We start from the raw sequence: 24,562 nt of genomic DNA, 5'->3' as shown, positions 1-24,562 counted from the left end.
CTCAGGTAGCCTAAACTAAAAGAGAGCACTTGAGCGCATTTGTAATCCATGGGCATGGCAAATCAGGCAAGCGACGTCCTGGTGGTGGGCAGCGGCGTTATTGGGTTGGCGATCGCGCTAGAGCTGCGCCAGCAAGGGGCTACCGTGACCCTGCTCAGCCGTGACTTTCAGCAGGCCGCTAGCCATGCTGCCGCCGGTATGCTGGCCCCCCAGGCCGAAGCGCTGCCTTCTGGCCCCATGCGCGACCTAGCGCTGACCAGCCTGGGCCAATACCCCACCTGGGTGAGCAAGCTAGAAGCGCTCACAGGCCAATCAGTGGGCTATTGGCCCTGCGGCATTTTGGCCCCCCGCCGTGCTACTCCAGAAAACCCTGCGCCCAACCTCACGGCGTCAGCCCAGTCCGCCGGAGTCTGGCTGGATGCTACGACCCTAGGCTATTACCAGCCTGGCTTAGGCCCCTGGGTACAAGGGGCCTACTGGTACCCCGACGAGGGTCAGGTCGACAATCGACTGCTTGTGCAAGCGCTGCGATCGGCGGTGATCGATCTGGGCGTGACCCTGCACGAGGGCGTTGGGGCGATCGCCCTGCGCCAGCACCAGGGCCGCATTGAGCGCCTTTGCACCGCTCAGGCAGGTGACTTTACGGCAGACCAGGTGGTTTTGGCCACCGGAGCCTGGGCCCACGAGCTTCTGCCGCTGCCGGTATTTCCCAAAAAAGGAGAAATGGCCAGTCTGCGGGTACCTACCGGCTACCCTATGCCTCAGCCCCTGCAACGGGTGTTGTTTGGCGAAGACATCTACATCGTGCCCCGTCAAGATGGCCGCATTGTGCTGGGGGCGACCAGTCAAGACGTGGGGTTTGCCCCCCACAATACCGCTGGGGGAGTCAATCAGCTGCTGACGAATGCGATCGCCCTGTTGCCCCAACTCGCCGACTTTACCCTCGAAGAAACCTGGTGGGGCTATCGCCCAGCGACCCCCGACGAGTGGCCCATTTTAGGCCCTGGCCCCGCCGCCAACCTCACCCTGGCTACGGGCCACCACCGCAACGGCATCTTGCTGGCCCCCATTACCGCCCAGCTTGTGGCCCAGGCGGTGATGGGCAACGTAGATGCCCAGCTAGACGCATTTTCCTGGCAGCGCTTCCACCGCTCTAGCTCCTATTCTTCCACTAACCCTGCTGCCGTTAATCCTGCTGTTTTTTCTACCCCTCAGACCATGCCCTTGACCGACACCGTTCCCGCCGTTGCGACTGCTCCCACCGACTCAGCGGCAACAACTGCCCTCACCGACTCTCCCCTCACCATTGCGGGGCGCACCTTTGCCTCCCGTCTGATGACCGGCACCGGCAAGTATGACGACTTCGAGGTGATGCGCCGCAGCATTGCCGCCAGTGGCTGTGAGATTGTCACGGTAGCGGTGCGTCGGGTGCAGACCAACGCCCCCGGTCACGAAGGGCTGGCTGAAGCCCTCGACTGGTCAAAAATTTGGATGTTGCCCAATACCGCAGGCTGCCAAACCGCCGAAGACGCCATTCGGGTAGCCCGTTTGGGCCGCGAAATGGCCAAGTTGTTGGGTCAAGAAGACAACAACTTCGTCAAGCTTGAGGTTATTCCCGACGCCAAATATTTGCTGCCCGACCCCATCGGCACCCTAGAGGCAGCGGAGCAATTGGTCAAAGAAGGCTTTGCGGTGCTGCCCTACATCAACGCCGATCCGCTGTTGGCCAAGCGGTTAGAAGAGGCAGGCTGCGCCACGGTCATGCCACTGGGGTCACCGATTGGTTCGGGGCAAGGCATTCGCAACGCCGCCAACATTCAAATCATTATTGAGAATGCCACCGTGCCCGTGGTGGTCGATGCCGGCATTGGCACCCCCAGCGAAGCCGCCGAAGCAATGGAAATGGGAGCCGATGCTCTGTTGATCAATACGGCGATCGCCAAAGCTGCCGACCCCATTGCCATGGGCCATGCCATGGGCCTTGCCACCTTGGCTGGCCGCCTGGCCTACCGGGCGGGTCGAATTCCCATCCAGGGGTTTGCGAGCGCCAGTTCACCACTCACCGGGCGAATTACAGAGTAGATCGGTAGAGCGGGGCTACTTTGTCGTTTAGCGACTCCTTAGCAAGGTTCAATCTACAATCTTCACGCACCTACTCTAATACTCTAAATCGCATCAAACAACCGATCACTATTTCATCAAAGGACGGACTGTGGCCCACAAGCGACTGATCATAGAAATGGGGATGGGGGTTGACCAGCACGGTCAAGACCCCACTGTGGCGGCGGCTCGGGCTGTGCGCAATGCGATCGCTCACAATGCGCTGCCCGGTGTCTGGGAAGTCGCTGGCCTCGGCCACCCCAACGAAATGATCGTTGAAGTCCAGGTGGCCGTTCCGTTCCCAGAGCAAGTGCGCGAGGCAGAGGTGCTAGCGGTGCTGCCCTTTGGCCAAAAGACCCTGGTGCTCAAGGAGGGCGGCATGGTGGTTGCCGGGCGCGCCATCCCCGAGTTCGACGACAAGAACGACGACATGTACGTGGCGATCGCCGCTGTCACCGTCTCTATCCCTACCTAACCCGTGCCCCTCGGTAGCGTATCTCTTTTCTGAGCGCAGTTTGCTGGGCAAAATTAGGCATGTCGCCCTGGTGTCCCATCAAAATAATGGAGTCTCCCAGAGCGAGGTAAGTGGCCCGGCTGGGGTGAATAATCACTTCTCCATCGGCTCGACGTAGAGCCACAGTGATAAACGTACCCTGGCCTTTGATCTCAATGTCGCCAATGGTGCCGCCGATTAGGGGTGAACTGGCCTCAACCACCAGCTCGTTAAGTTGAATGTCAAGCTCCGCCAAAAATTCGTTCAACCCGTGGTAGCCATCGGTTTGGGACAAAAAATCCACCGCAGAAGGGTGGCTAATCAAATGGGCCATCCGTAGGGCGCTGATGCTGGCGGGTAGCACCACATGGTTAGCCCCTGCCAGCCGCAGTTTTTTCTCCGTAGAAGGCATTTCTCCCCGAGCCAAAATCATCAGCTTAGGGTTCATCTCCCGCGCCGTCAGGGTAATAAATACGTTAATAGCATCATTGGGCAATACGGTCGCCAGTGATTTAGCCCGATAGATGCCCGCTGCCTCTAGAGCGGTTTCGTCGGTGGCATTACCCTGATACAACAGGTAGCCCTGTTCTTGGGCCATAGCAATGCGCTCAGAATCATTATCAATAATGATGAATAATTGACGATCGTGTTTTAGCTTGCGGGCAATCAGTTGTCCAATGCGCCCAAAGCCGCAGATGATCACGTGGTCTTCGAGGTTTTCAATGTCTTTAGTCATACGTTTGAGATTGAGGGCACGACGAATTTCCCCTTCGGTGATCAGTTGCACAAAGCCAGACACGGTGTAGGCCACCGATAGCGCCCCGGCGATGATCACAAAAATGGTAAATAGCTTTAAGACTGGTGAGGCCAGGGGTTTAACCTCGCCATAGCCCACCCCAAACACCGTAATCACCACCATATAGATGGCATCTAAAAACCCCCAGCCCGCGACCATGTAGCCGACTACCGCCGCCACCACGGTCAGCGAAAAGAAGACAATCCCCGCGACAATGCGTCGAAACGAACTGTTATTCCGCATTCATCCCTCAGCCCAGTGCGCCAACACCACAGAAAGCAGATCAGTTCTCAAATAAAGGCTATGGTAATTGACAGTTCACCCCATAAAAGGTGCGGCAAATAGCAAATTGCGATACAATATAAGTCAAACTCATAACGACTTCGCCTAAATTCACCTCTACTCAAACCATTACCCATCGCTTTTAACTGTTCATGCCATCGACTTCATGATCGCTACATGCGATCGAGACTTAGGCTCGGCTACGCTTTGATTCTTGTCCCCTCCTACTTCGATTAATTCTCTGACTATGACAGCTACCACCGTTCAAAACCCCCTCCTCATTGGTGCCGGTCTTCCCCCCTTCGACAGCATTAAACCCAGCCATATTGTGCCTGGCATTACCGAGCTGATTGCCGACCTTACCACTGCCCTAGAGCAGCTAGAGTCAACCGTTACTCCCACTTGGGATGGTTTAGTTGACCCGCTCACCCGCATTGAAGAGCGCCTGGGTTGGAGCTGGAGTATTGTCGGGCATTTGATGGGGGTAAAAAATAGCCCCGAGCTGCGGGCGGCGTTTGAGGAGGTGCAGCCTGCTCTAGTGCAGTTTGCCACCCGTTTAGGGCAGAGCAAGCCCCTCTACGAAGCCTTTAAGCAACTGCGCAGCAGCAACCAGTGGACCAGCTTCGATCCGGCCCAACAGCGCATTGTCGATTCCTCTATTCGTGAGGCTGAGCTGTCGGGAGTTGGGTTAGAGGGAGCCGAAAAAGAACGCTTCAACGAAATTCAGCAGGCGCTAGCGGAGCTCACCACCAAATTTGCCAACAACGTACTCGATGCAACCAAAGCCTTTAGTCTCACCCTAACCACCGCCGCCGAAACCGACGGCTTGCCCCCCAGTTTGCTGGCCCTCGCGGCCCAACTAGCCCGTGATGCTGGCGATGAAAACGCCACCCCTGAAGCTGGCCCCTGGCGCATCACCCTCGACTATCCCAGCTTTGGCCCCTTTATGCAGCACAGCCGTCGCCGCGACCTGCGCGAGCAATTGTATCGAGCCTTTGTCACTCGCGCCTCTGAGGGCGACCTCGATAACAGTCCCAATATTGAGAAAATTCTAGAGCTGCGCCACGAGATGGCCAACCTGCTAGGCTATGCCACCTATGCCGACCTCAGCCTGGCCCGCAAAATGGCGGCTTCGGTGGAGGCGATCGACAAGCTCATGGACGAACTGCGCGTGGCCAGCTACGACACCGCCGTGAAAGAGTTAGACGAACTCAATACCTTTGCCCAAGCCAAGGGGGCCGCCGAGGCCGACAGCCTCACCCACTGGGATACGGCCTTCTGGGCCGAGCGCATTCGTGAGGAAAAGTATGGCCTGAACGATGAAGAGCTGCGGCCTTACTTCCCTTTGCCCCAGGTGCTAGATGGCCTGTTTGCCCTGGCCCACCGCATCTTTGATATCACCATTGCCCCCGCCGATGGCAAAGCCCCGGTGTGGCACCCCGATGTGCGCTATTTCCAGGTGTTGAGCAACAGCGGTGATCCGATCGCCCACTTTTACCTCGACCCCTACAGTCGACCCGCCGAAAAACGCGGTGGGGCCTGGATGGATGACTGCATTAACCGGGGCAAGATCAACGGCCAGGTGAGGCTACCCGTGGCCTATCTGGTGTGCAACCAGGCTCCCCCGGTGGACGGCAAGCCCAGCCTCATGACTTTCCGCGACGTCGAAACGCTATTCCATGAGTTTGGCCACGGTCTTCAGCACATGCTCACCCAGGTCGACTTTACCGGAGCGGCGGGCATCAACAATGTGGAGTGGGATGCTGTGGAGTTGCCCAGCCAGTTTATGGAGAACTGGTGCTACCACCGCGACACCCTACTGACCTTGGCTCGCCACGTCGATACCGGCGCGCCCCTGCCCGAAGATCTGTACCAAAAGATTGTGGCTGCCCGTACGTTTATGACCGGCAGTGCTATTCTGCGCCAGGTGCGTTTTGGCTGGACGGATATTGAGCTGCACCATCGCTATCGCCCTGGTAGTGGTGAGACAGTGACGGCGGTTAGTCAGCGCATTGCAGAACAATCTTCCATTCTTAAGCCCCTACCCGAAGATGCCTTTCTCTGCGCCTTCACCCACATTTTTGCCGGAGGTTACGCAGCGGGTTACTACAGCTACTTCTGGGCTGAGGTACTGAGTGCCGATGCCTTTGCCGCCTTTGAGGAGGCTGGTTTAGACAATGAGGGAGCGATCGCTGCCACTGGCCGCCGCTTCCGCGATACGGTGCTAGCCCTAGGCGGTAGTCGGCACCCGATGGAGGTATTCAAAGCCTTTCGAGGGCGAGAGCCTAGCACCCAGGCGTTGCTGCGCCATCGGGGATTAGTCGCCGCCTAGCCAGCCATCTCTGCCCACCGGTTTCGAGCCGGGCTTCTGGATAGTCCCTTCGCCAAGTAAGAGGACTAATCTAGAAGCCCGGTTTTTGTTGTCCCAGGGTGCAGGGAGCAGCGGGTTAGTTCTGTCGGCTTTCAGCATTCAATCATGAGCAGCGATAAAGCTATGCCTATCGAGGCTACCACTGCCTTTCTATTGGACGATGAGGCTTCAGTACTTTCTTCTTACCTTATAGAAGGATGAATTAAAGGAGGCCTTTTATGCCTTTGCAACGACTTAAAGATTACTACCCTGATTATCGCGACACTCTCGCTGATGGTCAGATGAAGAGTATCGACTCTTACTCTGTTTATGCCCAGCGTGATGATCGAGTAGGTACTGCTAAAGATCTGCTTGTAGATGAGTCTGGCCGCTTTCGCTATCTAGTGATTGATACAGGCCCTTGGATTTTTGGCAAAAACGTTTTGCTGCCGATTGGCCTAGCCCGATTTGACTATAGTCAAGATCGGATCTATGTCAGCGGTCTTTCTAAAGAGCAGGTAGAAAATTTACCTGAATATAGAGAAGATACGATTGTAGACGATCGTTATGAGAACCAAGTGCGGGGTCATTATCAGCCCATCGCTCAAGGTCGCTCTAACCGTCAATTCTTGGGCACCAATTACGATGCGCCCAATGACGCCAATCGCATGAATCCGCTGGAAGCCAGCACCTTAGAAACCAGCAAGCAGCAAAAGGTAGTCAAAAGCGACGTTGCTGCAACGCCCTACGATCGCGAGCCTAGCTTCTACGGTCTGAGCGACGAAGACAACCATGGTCCTCTGCGTCTATACGAAGAGCGTTTGGTGTCTCACCGCGATCGCAAAAAGGTAGGCGAAGTCAGTGTTGGCAAGCGAGTCACTGCTGAAACAGCTGAGATTGTAGAACCGGTCACTAAAGAGCGGGTTGTAATCGAGCGGCACAACGTTGCCGACCAACCTGCTGCAACTGCAGGCCACAACTTCGAAGATCAAGAAGTTGCACGCATGGAAGTTTACGAAGACGAAGTCAGCGTTGAAAAGCAGGCTTTCGTTCGTGAAGAAGTAAACGTTCGCAAGGAAACCGATGAGGAAACCGTGCGAATGCGTGAAAAGGTTCGTCGTGAAGATATAGACATCCAAACCGACGGCAACCCTCGGCTTAACCGCTAGTCCACAATTAAATAAATCAGGTTAGATTTTCTGGCCTGATCTATTTGATTTAGACAAGATGGGGTGTAGCAGCAGCTATGCCCCATCTGTAGCAATTTCCCTCATTAATTAATTGTCTTTCCAATTTTTAATTTTATGTCTCAGCCTTCATTGATTGATGCTTCTGTGTTTGACTGTTCTGGCTATTTAATTGGCCGAGTTGCTCGAGTAGAGCCTTTGGAGTCAGGCAATTTTACTTTGGTTGTAACGCCGCTCGGCTCAAACGGGAGCGGCAATGAAATTAAAATTGATAATAGCCATATCCATGGGCTAGATTCTGAGCAGCGGGTGATTCATATTGATCTTGAGCATCAACAGTTCTTACCCGATCTTGGCACGGGCATTCAACTACTCGAAGAGCGGTTAGTGGTCAATCGCAAACGTGTCAAAGTAGGCGAAGTGAGCATCCGCAGAGTGATAGAAACCGAAATTATCGAAGTGCCGATTCACCGAGAAAAGTTAGTCATCGAAAAGATCGGCGGAGGTGAGCCTCCGATTGAGGTCAATCTAGGAGGAACTCGGCTAGAAGGCTATGAAGTTGCGACTCAGCTAGGTCATAGTATTGATGATCAAAAACCCAGCGTTAGCGGAAATTTTGGCACTATTCCCGAGGCAATCGAGTTCATTCGGGCTACTGGTCAGCGCTCAGACCAAAACACAGTGCAAAATTGTGAAAAAGTTAGAGTCGCTATTCTGCTAGACAGTAAGACTGGCCTCAAGGGAACAGTCTATGACTTTGAAAGCTTAGAAACAGCAGCAGACAAGCTCGCTCGACTAGATAAAGTCCTGCTAAATCAGTGCAGCAACGTTCGTTTAGAACTCTTCTTAAAAGACTATGCCATGCTACCGGCTTACCAAGACTGGTTTGCTCAGTATGCCTCTCCCCAGGCACAGCATTAGGGGTTAAGGACGGTAAAGATAACCAGTGAAGGTCAAGACCTCCCGCTAACGCATCTCGGCAATCAATGGGTTTTCAGCTTCGCCCTAGCAAGCGACTCAGCTATTGCTTAGGTCAACGTTGTTATATAGACTCATAGCCTTCTCAACTCCGTCGCCTAGAGCTTTTTCAAGCGCCCGCAGAGCGGTATCGACCACTGCATCCATCGTGGCGCGCTCAACCTTAGAAAAGTTACCCAGCACATGGGAAACCACTGCTTTATCACTGCCACCAGCGCGATCGCCCGCCCCAATGCCAATCCGCAGGCGTGAGAAATCTTGGGTACCCAAGTGAGAAATCGCTGATTTCATACCGTTGTGGCCCCCGGCAGAGCCCGACAGCCGTAATCTAAGCCGCCCCACCGGCAGGTCCATATCGTCGTAGACAACCAGCACTTGGCTAGGTTCTAGCTTCAGCCAGTCTAAGACTGCCCGCATTGATTGGCCGGAGCGATTCATATAGGTGAGAGGCTTCAGCAAATATACTTTCTGGCGAGCGACTGGCTCAAACCCAACCCCATACTCACCTTGAAATCGCCGCTCCTCTTTTAAGGGGATGGCCCAGCGCTTAGAGAGGCGATCGATCACCTCAAAGCCGACGTTGTGGCGGGTGCCAGCGTATTTATCCCCCGGATTGCCTAGCCCGACAATTAGGCAGGGCAACAGGGATGTCACGGCTTCAGCCATAGCTCAACTCTTCTGAAACAGCTAGGTGGAAGGCTCGGTTTCAGCTGCCTCAGCCACGGTTTCTGGGGTGCTGCCGCCTTCTACTGGTGCTTCGGCTCCAACTGCTTCAGGTTCAGCCACCGCGTCGGGCGGGGTGAGGACTTTGGGTGCATCGGGCTCTAGGGTGGCTTTCATCGGTGCTGTCACCGCTTTCTCAATCTGTTGGGCTTCCTTTTTAAACTCTTCCTCAAACTCGCGGGAAGCATCCTGAAAGCCCTTGATGGCTTTACCCATGCTGCGGCCAATTTCGGGCAGTTTTTTAGGGCCAAACACCAGCAAGGCCAGCACCAAAATCAGTGCCATCTCTGGCAAACCCACACCAAAAACGTTCATAGAACCCCCACAGTCGAAAACTGTTGTGCAAACTACTGCTGTGCATAAAACGGCAAAAGAGGCTGGGTAGTCAAGGGTCTACGCCAGCCTCAGGCAGATAGCTGTTGGACGTGAATCCAAATTGTGTTGCCAAGATTGAGGCCAAACCGTTGTGACCTGGCCTCTTCTAGTGCCTAGAGCCCTACACTGCGCCAGTCAACATCAAAGCTGTCTAGCACGATGGAAGAATTGTAAAGCTGCAAAATAATCAGCAAAAACACGAAGAACAGACCGATGAAAACCGCCATGAGAGGCGTAGTACCCCAACCAGGGGCCACTTTGCCGTACTCAGAATTGAGGGGCTTCAACACATCTCCTAACCAAGTCCGTTGTGCCATGGATCCTTCCACAATCAACACTTTATAGTTCGTAATATTATAGGATGGAGTGGTTTCTTATTCTCATAAACCCTATGGAACCTGCAACAGTTCTTATCATTTCCGTAGCTACCGTGTTGGTTGCGGTTACGGGCTACTCAGTGTACATGTCCTTTGGTCCTCCGTCCAAGCAGTTGGCCGATCCCTTCGACGAACACGAAGACTAAGCGACCAAGGGGAATGCTTCGGCCTGGTAACGGGCGCGTTAATCGGCAGGGTAGGGGCCTAAGGTGGCCCTGTGATCGGTTGGCGTCGCTGTTTTCCAGGCTTTGTCTTTAGGGCATTGCTGTCGAGGGTTTCTAATGATAGGATTAGAAACCTGTGGATTTAGCTTGGTCATCTCGCCAGAGTCCATTGCTGAAGACTAAAAGAACAGAACTTTCAACCTTACGAATGTTGCTCTAAACCCTATGATTAAGCTTCGACTCAAGCGTTTCGGCAAAAAGCGGGAAGTTAGCTACCGCATCGTCGCCATCAACAGCGATTCTCGTCGTGATGGTCGGCCCCTGGAAGAAGTCGGGTTTTATAACCCCCGCACCGACGAAACTCGGCTTGATGTGCCTGCGATTACGCGTCGCCTAGAGCAAGGGGCACAACCGACCAAGACTGTGCGCCACATTCTTGAAAAAGCCAACTTGATTGAGAAGGTTGCGCCTCGATTTAAGACCGAAGCTAAAGCTGAAGTCTAGCGTTACTGACTGTTTTTAGCCCCCTTCCCGACATGGATAGCCCTGATTTCCCAGGACTGGTTCGGTTTTTGGTAGAGCCTTTTTTAGACTCGCCCGATTCTCTCCGGATTGATTGCGAAAAAAACGTTGCTCAGGCTAAGGTCTGGATTCGGATCGCATTCAATGGTGAAGAGCGCGGTAAGGTGTTTGGGCGAGGTGGGCGAAATATTCAGGCCATTCGTACTATTGTGCGATCTACGGCTACCCTGTCAGGCTGGTCGGCCTATGTGGATGTCTACGGGGCCTCTGAGCAGGAGGCGGGTATTTCGGACCATAGGCCCCGTACTGGCCCATCGCGATCGCCTAGTAAGCCAAAACCCCAGCTGCGTCCTAAGACTCAGGGATGAGTTTTGCTTTGGTTACTGGCGAACATAGCGTGTTGCTTTTGCTAATGGGTGTTCTGCCAACAAGTTTTAATGTCTTCTCCCCTGCAGATTGAACTGCCTAGCCCAGAAGGCGCTGTTGCCCTGGCAGGCTACCGAAACGAAAATATTAAACTCCTGGCCAGCCAAACTGGAGCGACTCTAGTGCTGCGCGGCCAGGAGTTGCTAATTTCGGGTACAGAAAATGGTGCGGCCCTGGCCCAGCGCTTGGTGATGGCCTTAGAACCTCTGTGGAGTCAGGGGCAGCCGGTGACCACCGCCGATATTATGACGGCCCGCCACGCCCTTGATACCAATCGCACCGACGAGCTTCAGGCTATTCACCAAGACGTGGTGGCGCGTACCCGGCGGGGTGAAGTGGTGCGAGCCAAAACCTTTCGCCAAAAGCAGTATGTCAAAGCCCTGCGGAGCCAGGACATGGTGTTTTGTATTGGCCCAGCAGGCACCGGAAAAACGTTTTTGGCGACTCTAGTGGGCATTCAGGCCCTGCTCAACAATGAATTTGAGCGGCTGATTCTCACCCGTCCGGCGGTGGAAGCCGGTGAGCGGCTGGGGTTTTTACCCGGCGATCTTCAGCAAAAGGTCAATCCTTACCTGAGGCCTCTCTACGACGCGCTTCATGAATTGGTAGACCCCGAAAAAATTGCCAACTTGATGGAACGGGGGATTATCGAAGTGGCCCCCCTGGCCTATATGCGAGGGCGCACCCTCAACAATGCTTTCGTGATTATGGACGAGGCCCAAAACACCACCCCAGCCCAGATGAAGATGGTGTTAACTCGATTGGGCTTTAAATCGCGCATGGTGGTGACGGGAGACGTAACCCAAACAGACTTGCCCGCCGATCAGACCTCGGGTTTGGCGGTGGCCAAGAGCATTTTGCGAGAGGTGGATGGCATTGCCTTTTGCCAGCTCAACCAAGCAGATGTGGTGCGTCATCCGCTGGTGCAGCGGATTGTGGCGGCCTACGAAACCTATGAGGCCAAACCTCGCCGAGCCAGTAATCCATAGACCTGCTACCGTACAACCTCTCCTCAGACAGATATCGCTTTCCCTCAGCCTCGTTAGGATCACCCCGTCAGCGTGGACTAGTCTGGCGCGAATTGCGGTGGCCCGGTGTGGCAGCCTTTGGTAGCGCTAGGCAGCGCTAGGCTCTGATGGCATTAGCTGAGGTAACTCAATGACGGCAGAAGCGAACAGACTGGCCGCCGATCGCGATCGCACCGCCTACTGGCGACGCTGGGGGCCTTACCTGAGCGAGCGCCAGTGGGGCACGGTGCGCGAAGACTACAGCCCCGATGGCTCCGCCTGGGATTACTTTCCCCACGATCATGCGCGATCGCGGGCCTACCGTTGGGGTGAAGACGGCCTTGGCGGCATCTCCGACAACCATCAGCGGCTGTGTTTTGTGATCGCCCTCTGGAACGGAAACGATCCTATTCTCAAAGAGAGGGTGTTTGGTCTCACTGGCCCCCAGGGTAACCATGGCGAAGATCCTAAAGACTACTACTTCTATCTGGACAACACGCCGTCGCACTCCCACATGCGGTACCTCTACAAGTACCCGCAAAAGGCTTTCCCCTACGATCGACTGATCGAAGAAAACCAGCAGCGGGGCTACCACGACCCCGAGTTTGAGCTAATCGACACCGGTATTTTTGAGCAAAACGAATACTTTGACGTGTTCGTGGATTACGCTAAGGCCACCGACGAGGATATTTTGGTCCAAATTCGGGTGGTGAACCGGGCCGACCACGAGGCCGATCTGCACCTGCTGCCCACTCTGTGGTTCCGCAACACCTGGAGTTGGTTTGAGGACGCCGAAAAGCCCTACCTGAAGCGCATTGACGATGTCGATGGGGCTGCCACCGTGGAGGCCCACCACCCGGAGTTGGGTCAGCGCTGGCTCTACTGCCAGGGAGCCGAGACGCTGCTGTTTACCGAAAACGAGACTAACCGGCAGCGGCTGTTTGGGGCTGAGAACCCTAGCCCCTACGTTAAAGACAGCATCAATGATTACATCGTCCATAGTCGCCAGGATGCGGTAAACCAGGCCCAAGAGGGCACTAAAGTATCGCCCCACTACCACTGCCGCCTAGGGGCCGGAGAGCAGTGGGTGGTGAAGCTGCGGCTGACTGACCAGGGGCCCCAGGCCAACCCCCAACCCTTTAGAACCAACTTCGACGACACCCTGCACCAGCGCTACGCTGAGGCCAATGAGTTCTACGACCAACTGCTGCCGGGGCGCTGCTCGGAGGATGCCCGCAATGTGCAGCGCCAGGCCTTTGCCGGGCTGCTGTGGACCAAGCAGTTTTACCACTACGTGATCGAAGACTGGCTGAAAGGCGACCCCACCCAGCCTCAGCCCCAACGCTCCAACCCCCGCAATGAAGAGTGGGAGCACCTTTATAACGACGACATTATCTCGATGCCCGACAAGTGGGAGTTTCCCTGGTACGCGGTGTGGGATTCGGCTTTTCACGTAGTGCCATTGGCTTTAGTTGACCCCGACTTTGCCAAGCGCCAGATGGATGTGTTTACCCGGGAGTGGTATCTGCACCCCAACGGGCAGATGCCCGCCTACGAATGGCACTTTAGCGATGTTAATCCGCCAGTACACGCCTGGGGCACCTGGCAGGTGTACCAGATCGAGAAGGCGGTGCACGGTAAGGGCGATCGCCTGTTTCTAGAGCGGGTGTTTCAAAAGCTGTTGCTCAACTTCACCTGGTGGGTCAACCGCCGCGACAACAACGGCAACAACGTCTTCCAGGGCGGCTTTTTGGGCCTCGACAACATCGGTATTTTTGACCGCAGCTCTGAATTGCCTACGGGGGGCTACCTGGAGCAGTCAGACGGCACCAGCTGGATGGCCATGTACTGCCTGAACATGCTGGAGATGGCTCTGGAGTTAGCGGAAACCAACCCCGCCTACGAGGACATTGCCAGCAAGTTCTTTGAGCATTTTCTCCACATCGCCGATGCCATGAACCACATGGGCGGTGTCGATGTACACCTGTGGGATGACCAGGACCAGTTTTTCTACGATGTGCTGCACACCCCCGACGACCAGCGGCACCACATGCGGGTGCGATCGATGGTGGGGCTGATTCCGCTGTACGCTACGGCGGTGCTGAAGGCGGAGACCTTTGAGCGCTTCCCCGACTTTACTCGCCGGTTCAACTGGTTTGTCAAAAACCGCCCTGCTCTCCAGGAGAATATTGGCTCTCTCACCGCCAAGGGCAAGGAGGGCGCTACCCTGCTGGCCATTGTTAGCCCAGAACGGCTGCGACCGATTTTGCAGCGCATGCTGGATGAGGGGGAGTTTCTCAGCGACTACGGGGTGCGATCGCTTTCCCGTGCCCACGCCGAACAGCCCTACACCTTCCATGTCAACGGCGAAACCCACTCAGTCGGCTACGAAGCCGCCGAATCCACTAGCGGTATGTTTGGCGGCAACAGCAACTGGCGCGGCCCAGTGTGGTTCCCGGTCAACTACCTGCTGATCGACTCGCTGCGGATCTTCCACGACTTTTTGGGCGACAGCTTCACCGTGGAGTTTCCCACCGGTTCGGGCCAGCAGTGCGACCTCAATACCGTGGCTGATGAGCTGTCCCAGCGGCTGATCACGATGTTCCTGCGCAATGAGGCCGGTAATCGGGCGGTCCACGGTAGCTACGGCAAATTTCAGGACGATCCTCACTGGCGCGACCTGCTGCTGTTCTACGAATACTTCAACGGCGACAACGGTGCGGGTATTGGGTCCAACCACCAGACCGGCTGGACGGGCCTAGTGGCGGCCCTGATCTACAGCTGTACTCAGATGGCCGAGGTCAAGCGCAGCCAGGGTCAGACCTCTGTGGTGTCGCCGGAACGCGATCTGGTATCGAGGTGATGATGACCGGCTTAGGGCAGGGCCAACCAACTTGGGCAGAGTCCCATCATTGGTGAACCTATTTCCCAGAAGTCGCCTAAACCACAGTCTCCACGCTGCCCTGGCTGACATCGTGCCAGCCAGGGCCTCAACCTGGAGTCCTTATAGGGCTGACAGCACAGCTCCCAAGACCGCACCAGTCACTGGGTTGACGACCATAATGTGATTGCCTAGCATGACTAAGGCCGTATTTCTGGGCTGTCTGATCAAAGACGTGACCCTTTGAGGAAGGCGCAGTCGCCTGACTAGACTCGTGGGCAACCACCGTCTGCGGCCCACCTGCTGCTCAATACCCGGTAGGGCGTCGAGATGGGTCAAGACCTCGGTGGGCAAATTGGCCACCCGATCAGCGCTAGCCGACTGTTCTGCAGTCGCAATGATCCTCGCGATCGCTGTCAGCTGCGCCGGCGACAGGTTCGCTAAAACCTCTGGAGGCACTGCGGTGACCTCTGGGGCAGGGGCTTCGGCAACTACAGGGTTCATAACTTCCTGCCCGACAGCGTCTGAGGTCATGGGCACCACCTCGGTGAAAGACTCAGTCGTGGCCAAGCTATCTATAGAACTGTCAATCTGACCGTCCTCAATTTGCCCCTCGCCAATCTGAATCTCATCGTCAACTTGAATCAGAAAGGAATGATCTACAGCCTCTGCTTGAGCGGGATAAGCCTGGGCTACAGTCCATAGGCTGCTAGCCGCGACCAAACCTAAACCGACACCTATTGTCCGTCGCCAAAGGATCATGAACGTTCTCCAAAAATAGTTGTGTTGTGTTGTCTTACTGACCCTGGAGATTAATTTCTGGCAATGATCTAGGGAAGACAATGTATACCAGCTTCTCTAGAATGAGGTGCGCCAGGGACTGCCAGGAGCTAAGAGGCAATTACTAAAAACATTGTGAGACCAGAATTGTTCCTGGGTTTTTAGTCAAAACTAAGTCACTTACTGGCTCCGTAGCGACAAGATTTATGACTTAATTTTGTCGATAGTTTGTCAATCCTAACCAGGCTTAGTTTAGTACTCTTTATACATAACGAAGAGCACCATAAATTGATAGATAGCTGCTAGTTGAAAGGCCCTCCGAAACCGCTGTCCTTTCATTAAGCCAGATCTAAGTATGGCCTGGTCGGCTAAAGGTTCAGTTTTCAAACTGGCTTGGGGCTAAGGGGCGATCGCGGCTGTTAACCCACAGTAGCCAACGCCTGCACCGGTTCGCCCGTGAGGCTAAAAGGGCGGACTTCGGTAATGTTAACCTGAACGACTTTGCCTTTCAGCACGGCAAAATCGCCCCTGAAGAAGGTTAGACGGTTGCCTCGAGTGCGGCCCATCACCTGGGTTGGATCTTTGGGGTTGATGGCTTCGACTAGCACTTCTTCGGTGCGGCCTTGGTAGCGCTGCGATCGCTCGGCAGCCTTGGTATTCACCAAATGGTTGAGCCGCTGAAGGCGATCGGCCTTCACCTCCTCAGACAGCTGGTGATCCCACAGGGCGGCGGGGGTGCCGGGGCGGGGCGAATAGGCCGCCGTATTCAGTTGGTCAAAGGCAATGTCGCTGACCAATTCCATGGTGCGCTGAAACTGCTCCTCGGTTTCACCAGGGAAGCCCACGATCGCATCGGCACTGATGGCCGCATCGGGCATGTAGCGGCGCACGGTATCGATAATCCGGCGATATTTCTCGTGGGTGTAGCCCCGCGCCATCGCCTTCAGCACGTCGTTATCGCCCGACTGAAAGGGAATATGGAAGTGTTCGCACACCTTAGGCAGCTCGGCACAGGTGCGAATCAGCCGCTCGGTAAAGTAGCGGGGGTGGCTGGTAGCAAAGCGAATGCGCTCAATGCCAGGTACATCGTGGACGTAGGTGAGCAGGTCGGTAAAGGTGTGCTGGTGTCGCCCATCGGCAGTAGAGCCGGGTAGGTCGCGCCCGTAGGCGTCAATGTTTTGGCCCAGCAGGGTGACTTCTTTAAAGCCCTGGCGACCCAGCTCTTCCATCTCGGTGCGGATAGCCTCAGGAGTACGGGATTGCTCGACGCCGCGCACCCCCGGCACCACGCAGTAGGTGCAGCGCTCGTTGCAGCCGTAGATCACGTTTACCCAGGCGGTAATGGTGCTGTCACGGCGGGGCTTGGTGATGTCTTCCATGATGTCCACCTCTTCGGTGGCCACCACCTGGTTGCCGTCAAAGACTTGTTCGAGCAGATCTTGCAGACGGTTGGCGTGCTGCGGTCCCATAACCAAGTCGAGTTCGGGCACTCGGCGCAGCAGGGCTTCGCCTTCTTGCTGGGCCACGCACCCGGCCACAATCAGCGTCAGGTCGGGGTTTTCGTGCTTGCGTTTGGCCTGGCGGCCCAGGTAGGAGTAAACTTTTTGCTCAGCATTGTCGCGAATGGTGCAGGTGTTGTAGAGCACCACATCGGCATCGTAGGGGTCGTCGGTCCAGGTTAGACCCATGGTGTCGAGAATGCCAGCCATGCGCTCCGAATCGGCTTTATTCATCTGGCAGCCGAAGGTGGTGATGTGATATTGACGGGCAGAACCGACCATAGGTCTAGCTAGACGATAAATGAGCAACCATGCAGTTTCCCATTCTAGCGCTCTAGGCCCGATCGCTTTCAATCTCTCCTATGGAGCCGCAGCCCGAGTTAGCAAAGCCTGGGCTATCGCCCAGCAATGCGGGTGCCCGATTCGATCTGGTCGCTGGGGTAGAGAATCACCTGGTCACCCACCGCTAGCCCCGAGGCCACCACGGCGGCAAAGTCGCTGCGGTGGCCCAGCTCGACTTGGCGCTGCTGGGCGCGGCCATTGTCGGCCACAAAAGTGCACCAGGCGGTGTCGCAGCGAAACAGGGCGCTAACCGGCACCTGCACCGCGTCCACCGCTTGCCAGACAATGATTTCGGCATCGACCCGGTAGCCATCCCCGAGGCCCGGTGGCAGGGTACTAAAGTCGGCAATTACGTTGACCCGCTGCTCGTCTACCCCCAGGGCCGAGGTTTCGGTAAAGGCGGCGGGCTCGACCTGGCGCACGGTGGCGGTCAGGGTTTCATCGCCGCCCCAGCGGTTGACCTCGATGGGGTCGCCGGGGGCCACCCGCACCGCGTCGGCAGAGAGAATGTCAATCACCAGCTCTAGGCTGTTGGCGTTGCCCAGCTCTAGCAGGGGGGTACCAGCGGCCACGTGGCGGGCGCTTTCTTCCAAAATTTGCAGCACCTGGCCCGCTGCCGGGGCAGCGATGGTGGCACGGCCCGCGTCGGCGCTAAGGCTGGTCAGGTCGGCTTCTAGGCTGGCAATTTGGGCCTGGTACACATCGAGTAGATAGTCGGGGTCTTGCTGTTCTTGGGTGAGCACCGCCAGGTTGGCCTGGGCTGCCTGGATCTCGGCCTGGGCGACGCTGACCTGCTGACGGACGGTTTCTAGGGCCTGCCGCCGCTCGGTGACGGTGAGCTGCGCCGCTTCGAGATCTTGCTGGGAGATGGCTCCAGCGGCCTGGAGGGCGGCAAGGCGATCGCGATCGCGATCGGCCTGGGCCACCGCCGACTCGGCCTGGGCCACCTGAGCCTGAGCCTGCTGCTGAGTAGCCCGCGCCGCCTGAATCTGGGCCTGGGCCGCCCTAAGAGCAGCGGGCTTGGGCCGCTGGGTATCGACCCCGGCCATCTCCGCCCGCAGGGCACGAATTTGGGCCTGGGTGGCCGCCACCTGGCTATCGATGGGCAGGGAGTCAATCTGGGCGACGATCTCCCCCTCCTCCACCCGATCGCCCTGCCTGAGCGCAATTCGCCGCAGCTCCCCAGCCACCGGGGCAGCAACCACAAAGCGATCGCGCACCCGCGTCCGGCCCTCCGCCGCGATCGTCACCTGAAGCGCCCCCTGGGTGACCTCCCCCAGATCCACCGCCACCGGCTGAGGCCGCAGGCTGTAAACCACCAACCCCACCAACCCCAACCCACCCAGCCCATAGAGCCACCACCGAGGCAACCGCCACCGCCGCCCCCCCTCAGACCCCACCATCGCCCCACCACTAGACACCGAATTTGCACTCATCATCCCCATCTCCACCCACTACAACCCATCCCACCCTTCACCCTTCACCCTTCACCCATCCCACCCTTCACCCTTCACCCTTCACCCTCCACCCATCCCTCCCCTCCTCACTCCCTCGTCTTCAGCACCTCAATTAAATTCAACTGCCGCAGTTGGCGAGCAATCAGCAGCCCCGAGGCCAGGGCAGCAACCGCCGTCACCCCAAAGGCAAACAAATAGTTACCGGGGCTGACCACAAAAGGCACCCGAAACAGCTCCGTATTCTGGGCCGGTGACTGGTTCAGCAGCCACGAGAGGGCAAAGCCCAGCCCCCACCCCACGGGCACCGCCGCCAGGGTCAGCACCGCCTGCTCCCCCAGCAAAATCACCGCCACCTCGCGCTGGCTAAAGCCAATGATTCGCAGGGTAGCCAGCTCGCGGCTGCGCTCAGAGAGGGCAATGCGGGCGGCGTTGTAGATCACGCCGACGGCGATAATGCAGGCAAACAGCATCACCACCGCATTCATCGCCCCAGACGTAGCGGCGATGGTGTCTTCAAACTGGGCCAGGGCGGTTTCGCGCTGGGCCACCCCCGCTACTGCCGGGGTTTGCTTCAGCTGCTGGTAGAGAGGCTGAATCTGCGCCCGATCCACCTGCAAGTAGGCCCCTGAGAAGGTTGGCCCCTCTTGCATCAGCCGATTGAGAGCGTCGATATTCATGTAGGTGGCAATGCCCACTAGTTCATCGACTAGGGCCACCACCGGCACCTGGCGGGTGGGACGAGCGCCTTCAAGCACGTCTACCGTCAGGCGATCGCCCACGGTCAGGTGCAGGATTTCGGCCAGCTTTGAGTTCAGCAGCAGCCCGTCGGTTGGCAGGGGCACCGACCGGTAGTCGGCGTCAATCAGCTGGCGCAGGGTGCTGGGGTCTTGCAGCCCGGTCAGACTGCCCAAGTGACTGCGGTGGCCAAACCGCAGCCGCACCGGCACTACTCGAAACGGCTCAACTCGCTGCACCCCCGGCAGCTGCCCCAGGTCGTAGCGCACCCGACCGGGCAGGGGCCGGTTAAAGGTGAGGGTGATGTCTTCGCGCTGCACCGTTTCAAACTGCACCGTGATGATCTCGTCAATGCCGTCGCTGAGGTAGCGACCTACCACCAAAATCGCCACCGCCAGGGCAATACCAAAGATCGCCAGCCCCGCCTGCCAGGGCCGCCGCTCCAGATTGCGCAAAATGATCCGTCCAGCGGGGGAAAAGAACCGCTGTAGCCCCAGCCGTTCAGCCAGGGTGGGGCCAAAGCTGGCCGGGGGCTCGGGCCGCATGGCCTCGGCCGGGGGCAAGGCCACCACCACCGCCACTGACTTAAAGGCCCCCACCAGGGCGGCGGCGGCACTCACCCCCACCGCCCCCAGCAGCAGCCCCAGCCCTGCCTCGTACTGCACCGCAGGAAATTGGTAAAACTGCCGGTAAAACTGGGTAAAGCTCGACCCCAGCCACTGGCCCAGGCCAATGCCAACTATGGCCCCTAGCCCCACCACCACCATCACCAGCTGAAAAAAGTGCAGCCCCACTTCTAAGTTGGAGTAGCCAAAGGCCTTGAGCACCGCCACCTGGTCGCGCTGGGTGCTGACCAGCCGGGCCAGCACCATGTTCAGCAAAAAGGCAGCAATGCCCAAAAAAATCACCGGCAAAATTAGGGCCGTCACCTGCAACCCGGCCAGGTCATCGGCCAGAAACCGATTGGAAATCTGATTGTCGCGCCCGTAGGCCCCCAGTCCGCCGTAGCGCTCTAGCAGCTGATCGAGGCGAGCGATCACCTCCACCTCCCGCGCGCCGGGGGTGAGGGTGAGGGCCAGATCGTTAAACGCTCCATCAAGATCAAAGGCGGTGGCCAGGGCACTGCGCCCCATCCACAGCACCCCAAACCGGCGGTTGTCGGGCAGCAGATCGGTGCCGCTGATCTCGTAGACATACTCCGGCGACAAGGCGGTACCGACAATGCGCAGCGACTGCCAGCGACCGTTGATCACAGCGCTGATGGTGTCGCCTAGGGCCAGCTGGTTGGCGGCGACAAAGGCATCGCTGGCGATCACCTCATCCAGGCGACCGGGCTGAAGGTAGCGCCCCGATCGCAGAAACAGATCGTTTAACATTGGCTGCGGGGTCTCTGGAATCGATACCAGTCGCCCGGTGGCTGGGTCCTCTAGCCCCGGCACATCGAGGGTGACGGTTTCAACCACCCGCGATCGCACCTGCCCCACCCCCGGTATTTCTCTCACCTGATCGACTAGCCCGTTGGGGGCGCGGTTGAGCTGCACAAACACATCGGCAAATCGATACTCGCTGTAGTAGCTATCCCTGGAGAGCACCAGGGAGTTGTAGGTGCTCATCATCGTCACCAGGCTGGCAATACCGCAGGCCACAATCAGCACAATGGCGATCACCTGCCCCCGCAGGGTCAGCAGATCCCGAAATAGTTTGCGATTCAGCGATTGCATCACGCCCCCTTAGCCCGGCAGACTTCCCCAGAACCTTAAAGTTCGCCTTTCTACCACTCCAACTCCTCCGGTCTCGCCCGCCGCCCGTTTTGCTCAATGCTGTGAATCTGACCATCGCGCATGGTGATCACCCGGTCGCCCATCGCCCCAATGCCCGCATTGTGGGTGATGATCACCACCGTGGTGCCCAGCTCTTGGTTGACTCGGGCCAGCACCTCCAGCACCAGCTTGCCGGTGCTAAAGTCGAGCGCCCCGGTGGGCTCATCGCAGAATAAAACCTCGGGCCGCTTGGCGATCGCCCGGGCGATCGCCACCCGCTGCTGCTGCCCCCCCGACAGTTGGGAGGGAAAGTGGTCGAGGCGATCGGCCAACCCCACCATCGCCAGCGCCTCCTCCGGCTTCATTGGGCGGCGGGCAATGTCGGTGACTAGGGCCACGTTTTCCCGCGCCGTCAGACTGGGGATCAAGTTGTAGAACTGAAAAATAAAGCCAATCGACTCGCGCCGAAACCGGGTGAGCAGGCGATCGCCCCCCTGGCTCAAATTTTGTTGGCGAAACAGCACTTCGCCGCTAGAGGGCACATCCAGCCCGCCCAAAATGTTGAGCAGCGTTGACTTGCCGCTGCCCGACGGCCCCAGCAGCACCACAAACTCCCCCTCGTAGAGGTCGAGATCGACCGCCCGCAGGGCCTGCACCTCCACTTCGCCCATGCGGTAGGTCTTGGTGATCTGGTGGGCGTGAAAGATGGCTGGGGCGGTGGTTGTAACCGAGGCTGAGGAGGCCATGGGTTCTCCAGTAACATTAAGCCCTAGAACTAAGACCAGCTAGAATTCAAATACCGATCGGTATTTTCAAGTATACAAATACCGATCGGTATGTCAAATCCTTTAGTTACAATCCGTCAACACAGCCCCGCCGCCCATGCCCAAGCCACGCCTGTCTCGCGAAGAAAGCCGCCGTCAAACCCGCGATCGCCTGCTGGTCGCCGCCGCCCAGGTGTTTGCCGACCAGGGGTTTAACGGCGCGTCGGTGGAGGCGATCGCAGAAGCGGCGGGCTACTCCAAGGGGGCGGTCTACTCCAACTTCGACAGCAAAGAAGACCTGTTTCTCGCCCTGATCGACCAGCAGCTGGCGGCAGAGGTCGAGCACCTGGGCGATCGCATTGATCTCGCGGCCTGGCGGCGAGAATTTGAGAGCGAGCTCAGCCAGCAGCGCACCCTCAATTTGCTGACGGTCGAGTTTTTTCTCTACGCCATGCGCAACGAGTCGGCCCGCGAAAAACTGGCCCAGCGCTACCGGGCCGCCCGGCAGCTGCTGGCCACAATGCTCCAAAAGCACTACGCCGAGGCAGGCCTGTCGCTGCCCATGCCGCCCCTGCATCTGGCCTGGGCCATGACCGCCGTGGGTACCGGCTTGTTTATGGAAACCTGCATTGACCCCGAGGGGGTGCCCGATGATCTGTATATAAGCAGCCTCAAGCGCTTGCTCTACGCCGACTCAATGGCCGAGGGCGATGCCAGTCAGCCCCAACCCAACTCCAGCGGTTTGGTCTAGGGCAAGGGGGCAGGGCACTACTCAAGGATACGGGGCCGAAAGAAATCTAGGCTGGCCAACAGGGCTCCGCCGACAATCAGCAGGCAGGCAAGGCCCACCGACCAGGTGGCCTCCGCCAGACCAGCCGCGATCAGCAGCAGGGTTGAGAACAGCGGGGCTAGGTAGGAGAGCGCCCCCAGCACCTTGATATTGCCATGCTTAACGCCGTAGTCCCAGGTAAAAAAGGCCAGCCCCACTGGCCCCAGCCCCAGGGCAAAAATGGCCAGCCATTCGCTGTCCTGGGGCATGACTGTCGTTTCAAAACCGAGGTGACACACCCAGGCCAGCCCCGCCGTAGCCCCGCAAAAGCCCCCCACGGCATTGGTCGGAATCGCCCCAAACCGCCGAGACAGCAGCGAGTAGCTCGACCAAATGAGGGCACAGACCAGAGCGGCCAAATAACCAGGGATGTACTGCGGCTCAAAGCTCAGGGATTGGCCCTGGGTGATTAGTAGGCCAGCCCCGGTAAACCCCAGCAGCGCCCCCGCCCCATGGAACCACCGCAGGCGTTCGCCGGGCAGCAGGGCCGAGAAACAGACAATGAGCAGGGGCCACAGGTAGGCGACTAAACTGGCCTCTACCGCCGGGGCCTGGCTGAGGGCAATGAAGTAAAACAAGTGGTAGCCAAACAACCCCGTGATCCCTAGCGCCCAAACGGCGTAGGGCAGCTTGAGGTAGTGCAGCGGGTTGCCGCCCGATCGCACCCAGGTCGCTACCCCAATGGCAAAGGCCACGGTAAAGGCCATGGCCGTTAGCTGAAAGGGCGGCATCGGGCCGCTGAGTTTGGTCAAAAGAGCCAGGGTGGCCCACATTAAAACAGCCGTAAACCCAATTAGGGTTGGCTTGCGCTGGTTTGAGTTGGGGTTCACAATGCACCGTCTCAAGGGCAGGACAGCTTGCATTGTAGGTAACGGGGCTGGGGTCAATTGCGCCAACCTGCGGCGATCAGTTCGCCAAATTTTGGGCGATCGCCCGGTACTGGCTGGGCGACAGGCGATCGCGCTGCCGCAGCAGTCGCGTCAGAGAGGAGGCTTGCTCAAACCCCACCCGCTGGGCAAGGCGATGAATCGACCAGTCGGTCTCTCACAACCCGCTCAGCCTAGGCCGGGAGCAGCGTATTGAGCAGGTTGGTGGCGAGAAAAGCAGCGCCAATGCCACAGATCACCAGCCCGGCCTGCTGGACAAACAGCGGTTTAGCAGCCTGGGTGAGCTGTCGCCCGACGAAAAAGGCGGCGATCGCAATGCCCAGCTGCACCGCCGTAAACCCGGCCAGGTAGGCCACTAGGGGCATGGTTTGGGCACCAAAGATCGCCTCCCCGTAGGCAAAGCCGTGAAACAGCCCAGCCCCCGCTGCTAAACCCACCATCACGAGGCCCTGGGGGCGATCTTTAAGGGCTAGCAAAACGCCAAATCCTAACACCGATGCGGCAATGACCAGTTCAGCCGCTGGCAGGGTAATTTCTGCCAGATGCAGCCCCGTACCGACCATGGCCGCCAGCACAAACGCGACCGGCAGGGCGATGCCCCAGGTGCTCACCGCCGCCAATAGGCCCACGGCCACCACAAAAGTCAGGTGATCGAGACCAATCACCGGATGAGCCAGGCCCGACAAAAAGCCTTCGCCAAAGGTGGCTGGCACGCGGCCCTCAAGGGGGTGGTGGGCTAAGCCCGGCAGCGGCAGCAGCAGCAGGGTGGCGATCGCGCCGACTAGGCCCCGACCGAGGCCAACGGACTTAACCCGAGCGCCGATAGACTTTAAAGCAGTCAAAGAATC

Annotated in this window: 22 protein-coding genes; 11 read left to right on the top strand and 11 right to left on the bottom strand. The window is 57.7% G+C overall.

Annotated elements, in window-relative coordinates; all coding sequences use genetic code 11:
- The first annotated feature begins 54 nt into the window (after positions 1-54).
- Together thiO and RRF56_RS23310 are read left to right on the top strand one after the other, a co-directional pair.
- Positions 55-2,082 carry a glycine oxidase ThiO gene (gene thiO, locus RRF56_RS23315; RefSeq protein WP_317035543.1) on the top strand — a complete coding sequence of 676 codons (2,028 nt, stop codon included), beginning with the start codon at positions 55-57 and terminating at the stop codon, positions 2,080-2,082.
- A 130-nt stretch (positions 2,083-2,212) separates the two neighbouring features.
- On the top strand, positions 2,213-2,575 hold the full coding sequence (locus tag RRF56_RS23310; protein WP_317035542.1) for a Lin0512 family protein: 363 nt from the start codon (positions 2,213-2,215) through the stop codon (positions 2,573-2,575).
- Here the strand turns inward: RRF56_RS23310 and RRF56_RS23305 are convergent.
- On the bottom strand, positions 2,568-3,632 hold the full coding sequence (locus RRF56_RS23305) for a potassium channel family protein (protein ID WP_317035541.1): 1,065 nt from the start codon (positions 3,630-3,632) through the stop codon (positions 2,568-2,570). The two genes, RRF56_RS23310 and RRF56_RS23305, sit on opposite strands and share 8 nt — an antisense overlap.
- Before the next feature lie 280 nt (positions 3,633-3,912).
- Here RRF56_RS23305 and RRF56_RS23300 point away from each other — a divergent pair, with 280 nt between their 5' ends.
- The 3 genes from RRF56_RS23300 to RRF56_RS23290 all read left to right on the top strand — a co-directional run bounded on the left by RRF56_RS23300 (position 3,913) and on the right by RRF56_RS23290 (position 8,129).
- On the top strand, positions 3,913-6,003 hold the full coding sequence (locus tag RRF56_RS23300; protein ID WP_410510678.1) for a M3 family metallopeptidase: 2,091 nt from the start codon (positions 3,913-3,915) through the stop codon (positions 6,001-6,003).
- Between the two features lie 257 nt (positions 6,004-6,260).
- Positions 6,261-7,190, top strand: a complete 930-nt coding sequence (locus tag RRF56_RS23295) for a DUF2382 domain-containing protein (RefSeq protein ID WP_317035539.1) — start codon at positions 6,261-6,263, stop codon at positions 7,188-7,190.
- A 135-nt stretch (positions 7,191-7,325) separates the two neighbouring features.
- A complete protein-coding gene (locus RRF56_RS23290; protein ID WP_317035538.1) occupies positions 7,326-8,129 on the top strand; it encodes a YsnF/AvaK domain-containing protein in 804 nt (267 codons plus the stop codon).
- Positions 8,130-8,225: 96 nt separating this feature from the next.
- Here RRF56_RS23290 and pth read toward each other — a convergent pair whose 3' ends face one another.
- The 3 genes from pth to psbH all read right to left on the bottom strand — a co-directional run bounded on the left by pth (position 8,226) and on the right by psbH (position 9,601).
- The gene (pth, locus tag RRF56_RS23285; RefSeq protein WP_317035537.1) at positions 8,226-8,852 is read right to left on the bottom strand and encodes an aminoacyl-tRNA hydrolase; all 627 of its coding nucleotides are present in this window, start codon (positions 8,850-8,852) and stop codon (positions 8,226-8,228) included.
- A gap of 21 nt (positions 8,853-8,873) precedes the next feature.
- Positions 8,874-9,224 carry a TatA/E family twin arginine-targeting protein translocase gene (locus tag RRF56_RS23280; RefSeq protein WP_317035536.1) on the bottom strand — a complete coding sequence of 117 codons (351 nt, stop codon included), beginning with the start codon at positions 9,222-9,224 and terminating at the stop codon, positions 8,874-8,876.
- Positions 9,225-9,397: 173 nt separating this feature from the next.
- The gene (psbH, locus tag RRF56_RS23275) at positions 9,398-9,601 is read right to left on the bottom strand and encodes a photosystem II reaction center phosphoprotein PsbH (protein ID WP_026073000.1); all 204 of its coding nucleotides are present in this window, start codon (positions 9,599-9,601) and stop codon (positions 9,398-9,400) included.
- Positions 9,602-9,675: 74 nt separating this feature from the next.
- Here psbH and psbN point away from each other — a divergent pair, with 74 nt between their 5' ends.
- From psbN to RRF56_RS23250, 5 genes are all read left to right on the top strand, one after another.
- On the top strand, positions 9,676-9,807 hold the full coding sequence (gene psbN / locus RRF56_RS23270) for a photosystem II reaction center protein PsbN (RefSeq protein WP_317035535.1): 132 nt from the start codon (positions 9,676-9,678) through the stop codon (positions 9,805-9,807).
- Between the two features lie 243 nt (positions 9,808-10,050).
- Positions 10,051-10,329: a 30S ribosomal protein S16 gene (gene rpsP / locus RRF56_RS23265; RefSeq protein WP_317035534.1), complete on the top strand. Its 279-nt coding sequence runs from the start codon at positions 10,051-10,053 to the stop codon at positions 10,327-10,329.
- A 32-nt stretch (positions 10,330-10,361) separates the two neighbouring features.
- Positions 10,362-10,715, top strand: a complete 354-nt coding sequence (locus tag RRF56_RS23260; protein ID WP_317035533.1) for a KH domain-containing protein — start codon at positions 10,362-10,364, stop codon at positions 10,713-10,715.
- 69 nt (positions 10,716-10,784) lie between these two features.
- Positions 10,785-11,762, top strand: coding sequence for a PhoH family protein (locus tag RRF56_RS23255; RefSeq protein WP_317035532.1), 978 nt, complete (start codon positions 10,785-10,787; stop codon positions 11,760-11,762).
- A 169-nt stretch (positions 11,763-11,931) separates the two neighbouring features.
- Entirely contained in the window at positions 11,932-14,643 is a 2,712-nt protein-coding gene (locus tag RRF56_RS23250) for an MGH1-like glycoside hydrolase domain-containing protein (RefSeq protein ID WP_317035531.1), read from the top strand.
- 141 nt (positions 14,644-14,784) lie between these two features.
- Here the strand turns inward: RRF56_RS23250 and RRF56_RS23245 are convergent, their stop codons facing one another.
- From RRF56_RS23245 to RRF56_RS23225, 5 genes are all read right to left on the bottom strand, one after another.
- Positions 14,785-15,423, bottom strand: a complete 639-nt coding sequence (locus RRF56_RS23245) for a hypothetical protein (protein WP_317035530.1) — start codon at positions 15,421-15,423, stop codon at positions 14,785-14,787.
- 437 nt (positions 15,424-15,860) lie between these two features.
- A complete protein-coding gene (gene miaB / locus RRF56_RS23240) occupies positions 15,861-17,222 on the bottom strand; it encodes a tRNA (N6-isopentenyl adenosine(37)-C2)-methylthiotransferase MiaB (RefSeq protein WP_317035529.1) in 1,362 nt (453 codons plus the stop codon).
- Between the two features lie 113 nt (positions 17,223-17,335).
- On the bottom strand, positions 17,336-18,721 hold the full coding sequence (locus RRF56_RS23235; protein WP_317035528.1) for an efflux RND transporter periplasmic adaptor subunit: 1,386 nt from the start codon (positions 18,719-18,721) through the stop codon (positions 17,336-17,338).
- Between the two features lie 104 nt (positions 18,722-18,825).
- Complete coding sequence (locus RRF56_RS23230) at positions 18,826-21,195, bottom strand: FtsX-like permease family protein (RefSeq protein WP_317035527.1); 2,370 nt, start codon at positions 21,193-21,195, stop codon at positions 18,826-18,828.
- Positions 21,196-21,245: 50 nt separating this feature from the next.
- Complete coding sequence (locus RRF56_RS23225) at positions 21,246-21,980, bottom strand: ABC transporter ATP-binding protein (RefSeq protein ID WP_317035526.1); 735 nt, start codon at positions 21,978-21,980, stop codon at positions 21,246-21,248.
- A gap of 136 nt (positions 21,981-22,116) precedes the next feature.
- On the opposite strand from RRF56_RS23225, the gene RRF56_RS23220 reads away from it, so the two are divergent.
- Positions 22,117-22,749, top strand: coding sequence for a TetR/AcrR family transcriptional regulator (locus tag RRF56_RS23220; RefSeq protein WP_317035525.1), 633 nt, complete (start codon positions 22,117-22,119; stop codon positions 22,747-22,749).
- A 17-nt stretch (positions 22,750-22,766) separates the two neighbouring features.
- On the opposite strand, the gene RRF56_RS23215 is transcribed toward RRF56_RS23220, so the two are convergent.
- Both RRF56_RS23215 and RRF56_RS23210 read right to left on the bottom strand, forming a co-directional pair.
- A complete protein-coding gene (locus tag RRF56_RS23215; RefSeq protein ID WP_410510509.1) occupies positions 22,767-23,690 on the bottom strand; it encodes a DMT family transporter in 924 nt (307 codons plus the stop codon).
- A 197-nt stretch (positions 23,691-23,887) separates the two neighbouring features.
- On the bottom strand, positions 23,888-24,556 hold the full coding sequence (locus RRF56_RS23210) for a HupE/UreJ family protein (RefSeq protein WP_317035523.1): 669 nt from the start codon (positions 24,554-24,556) through the stop codon (positions 23,888-23,890).
- Positions 24,557-24,562: the final 6 nt, after the last annotated feature.

The organism is Nodosilinea sp. E11 (assembly GCF_032813545.1).
Classification (GTDB): domain Bacteria; phylum Cyanobacteriota; class Cyanobacteriia; order Phormidesmidales; family Phormidesmidaceae; genus Nodosilinea.
The sequence above is the reverse complement of the archived record's forward strand: the minus strand, read 5'-3'. Positions and strand labels throughout refer to the sequence as shown.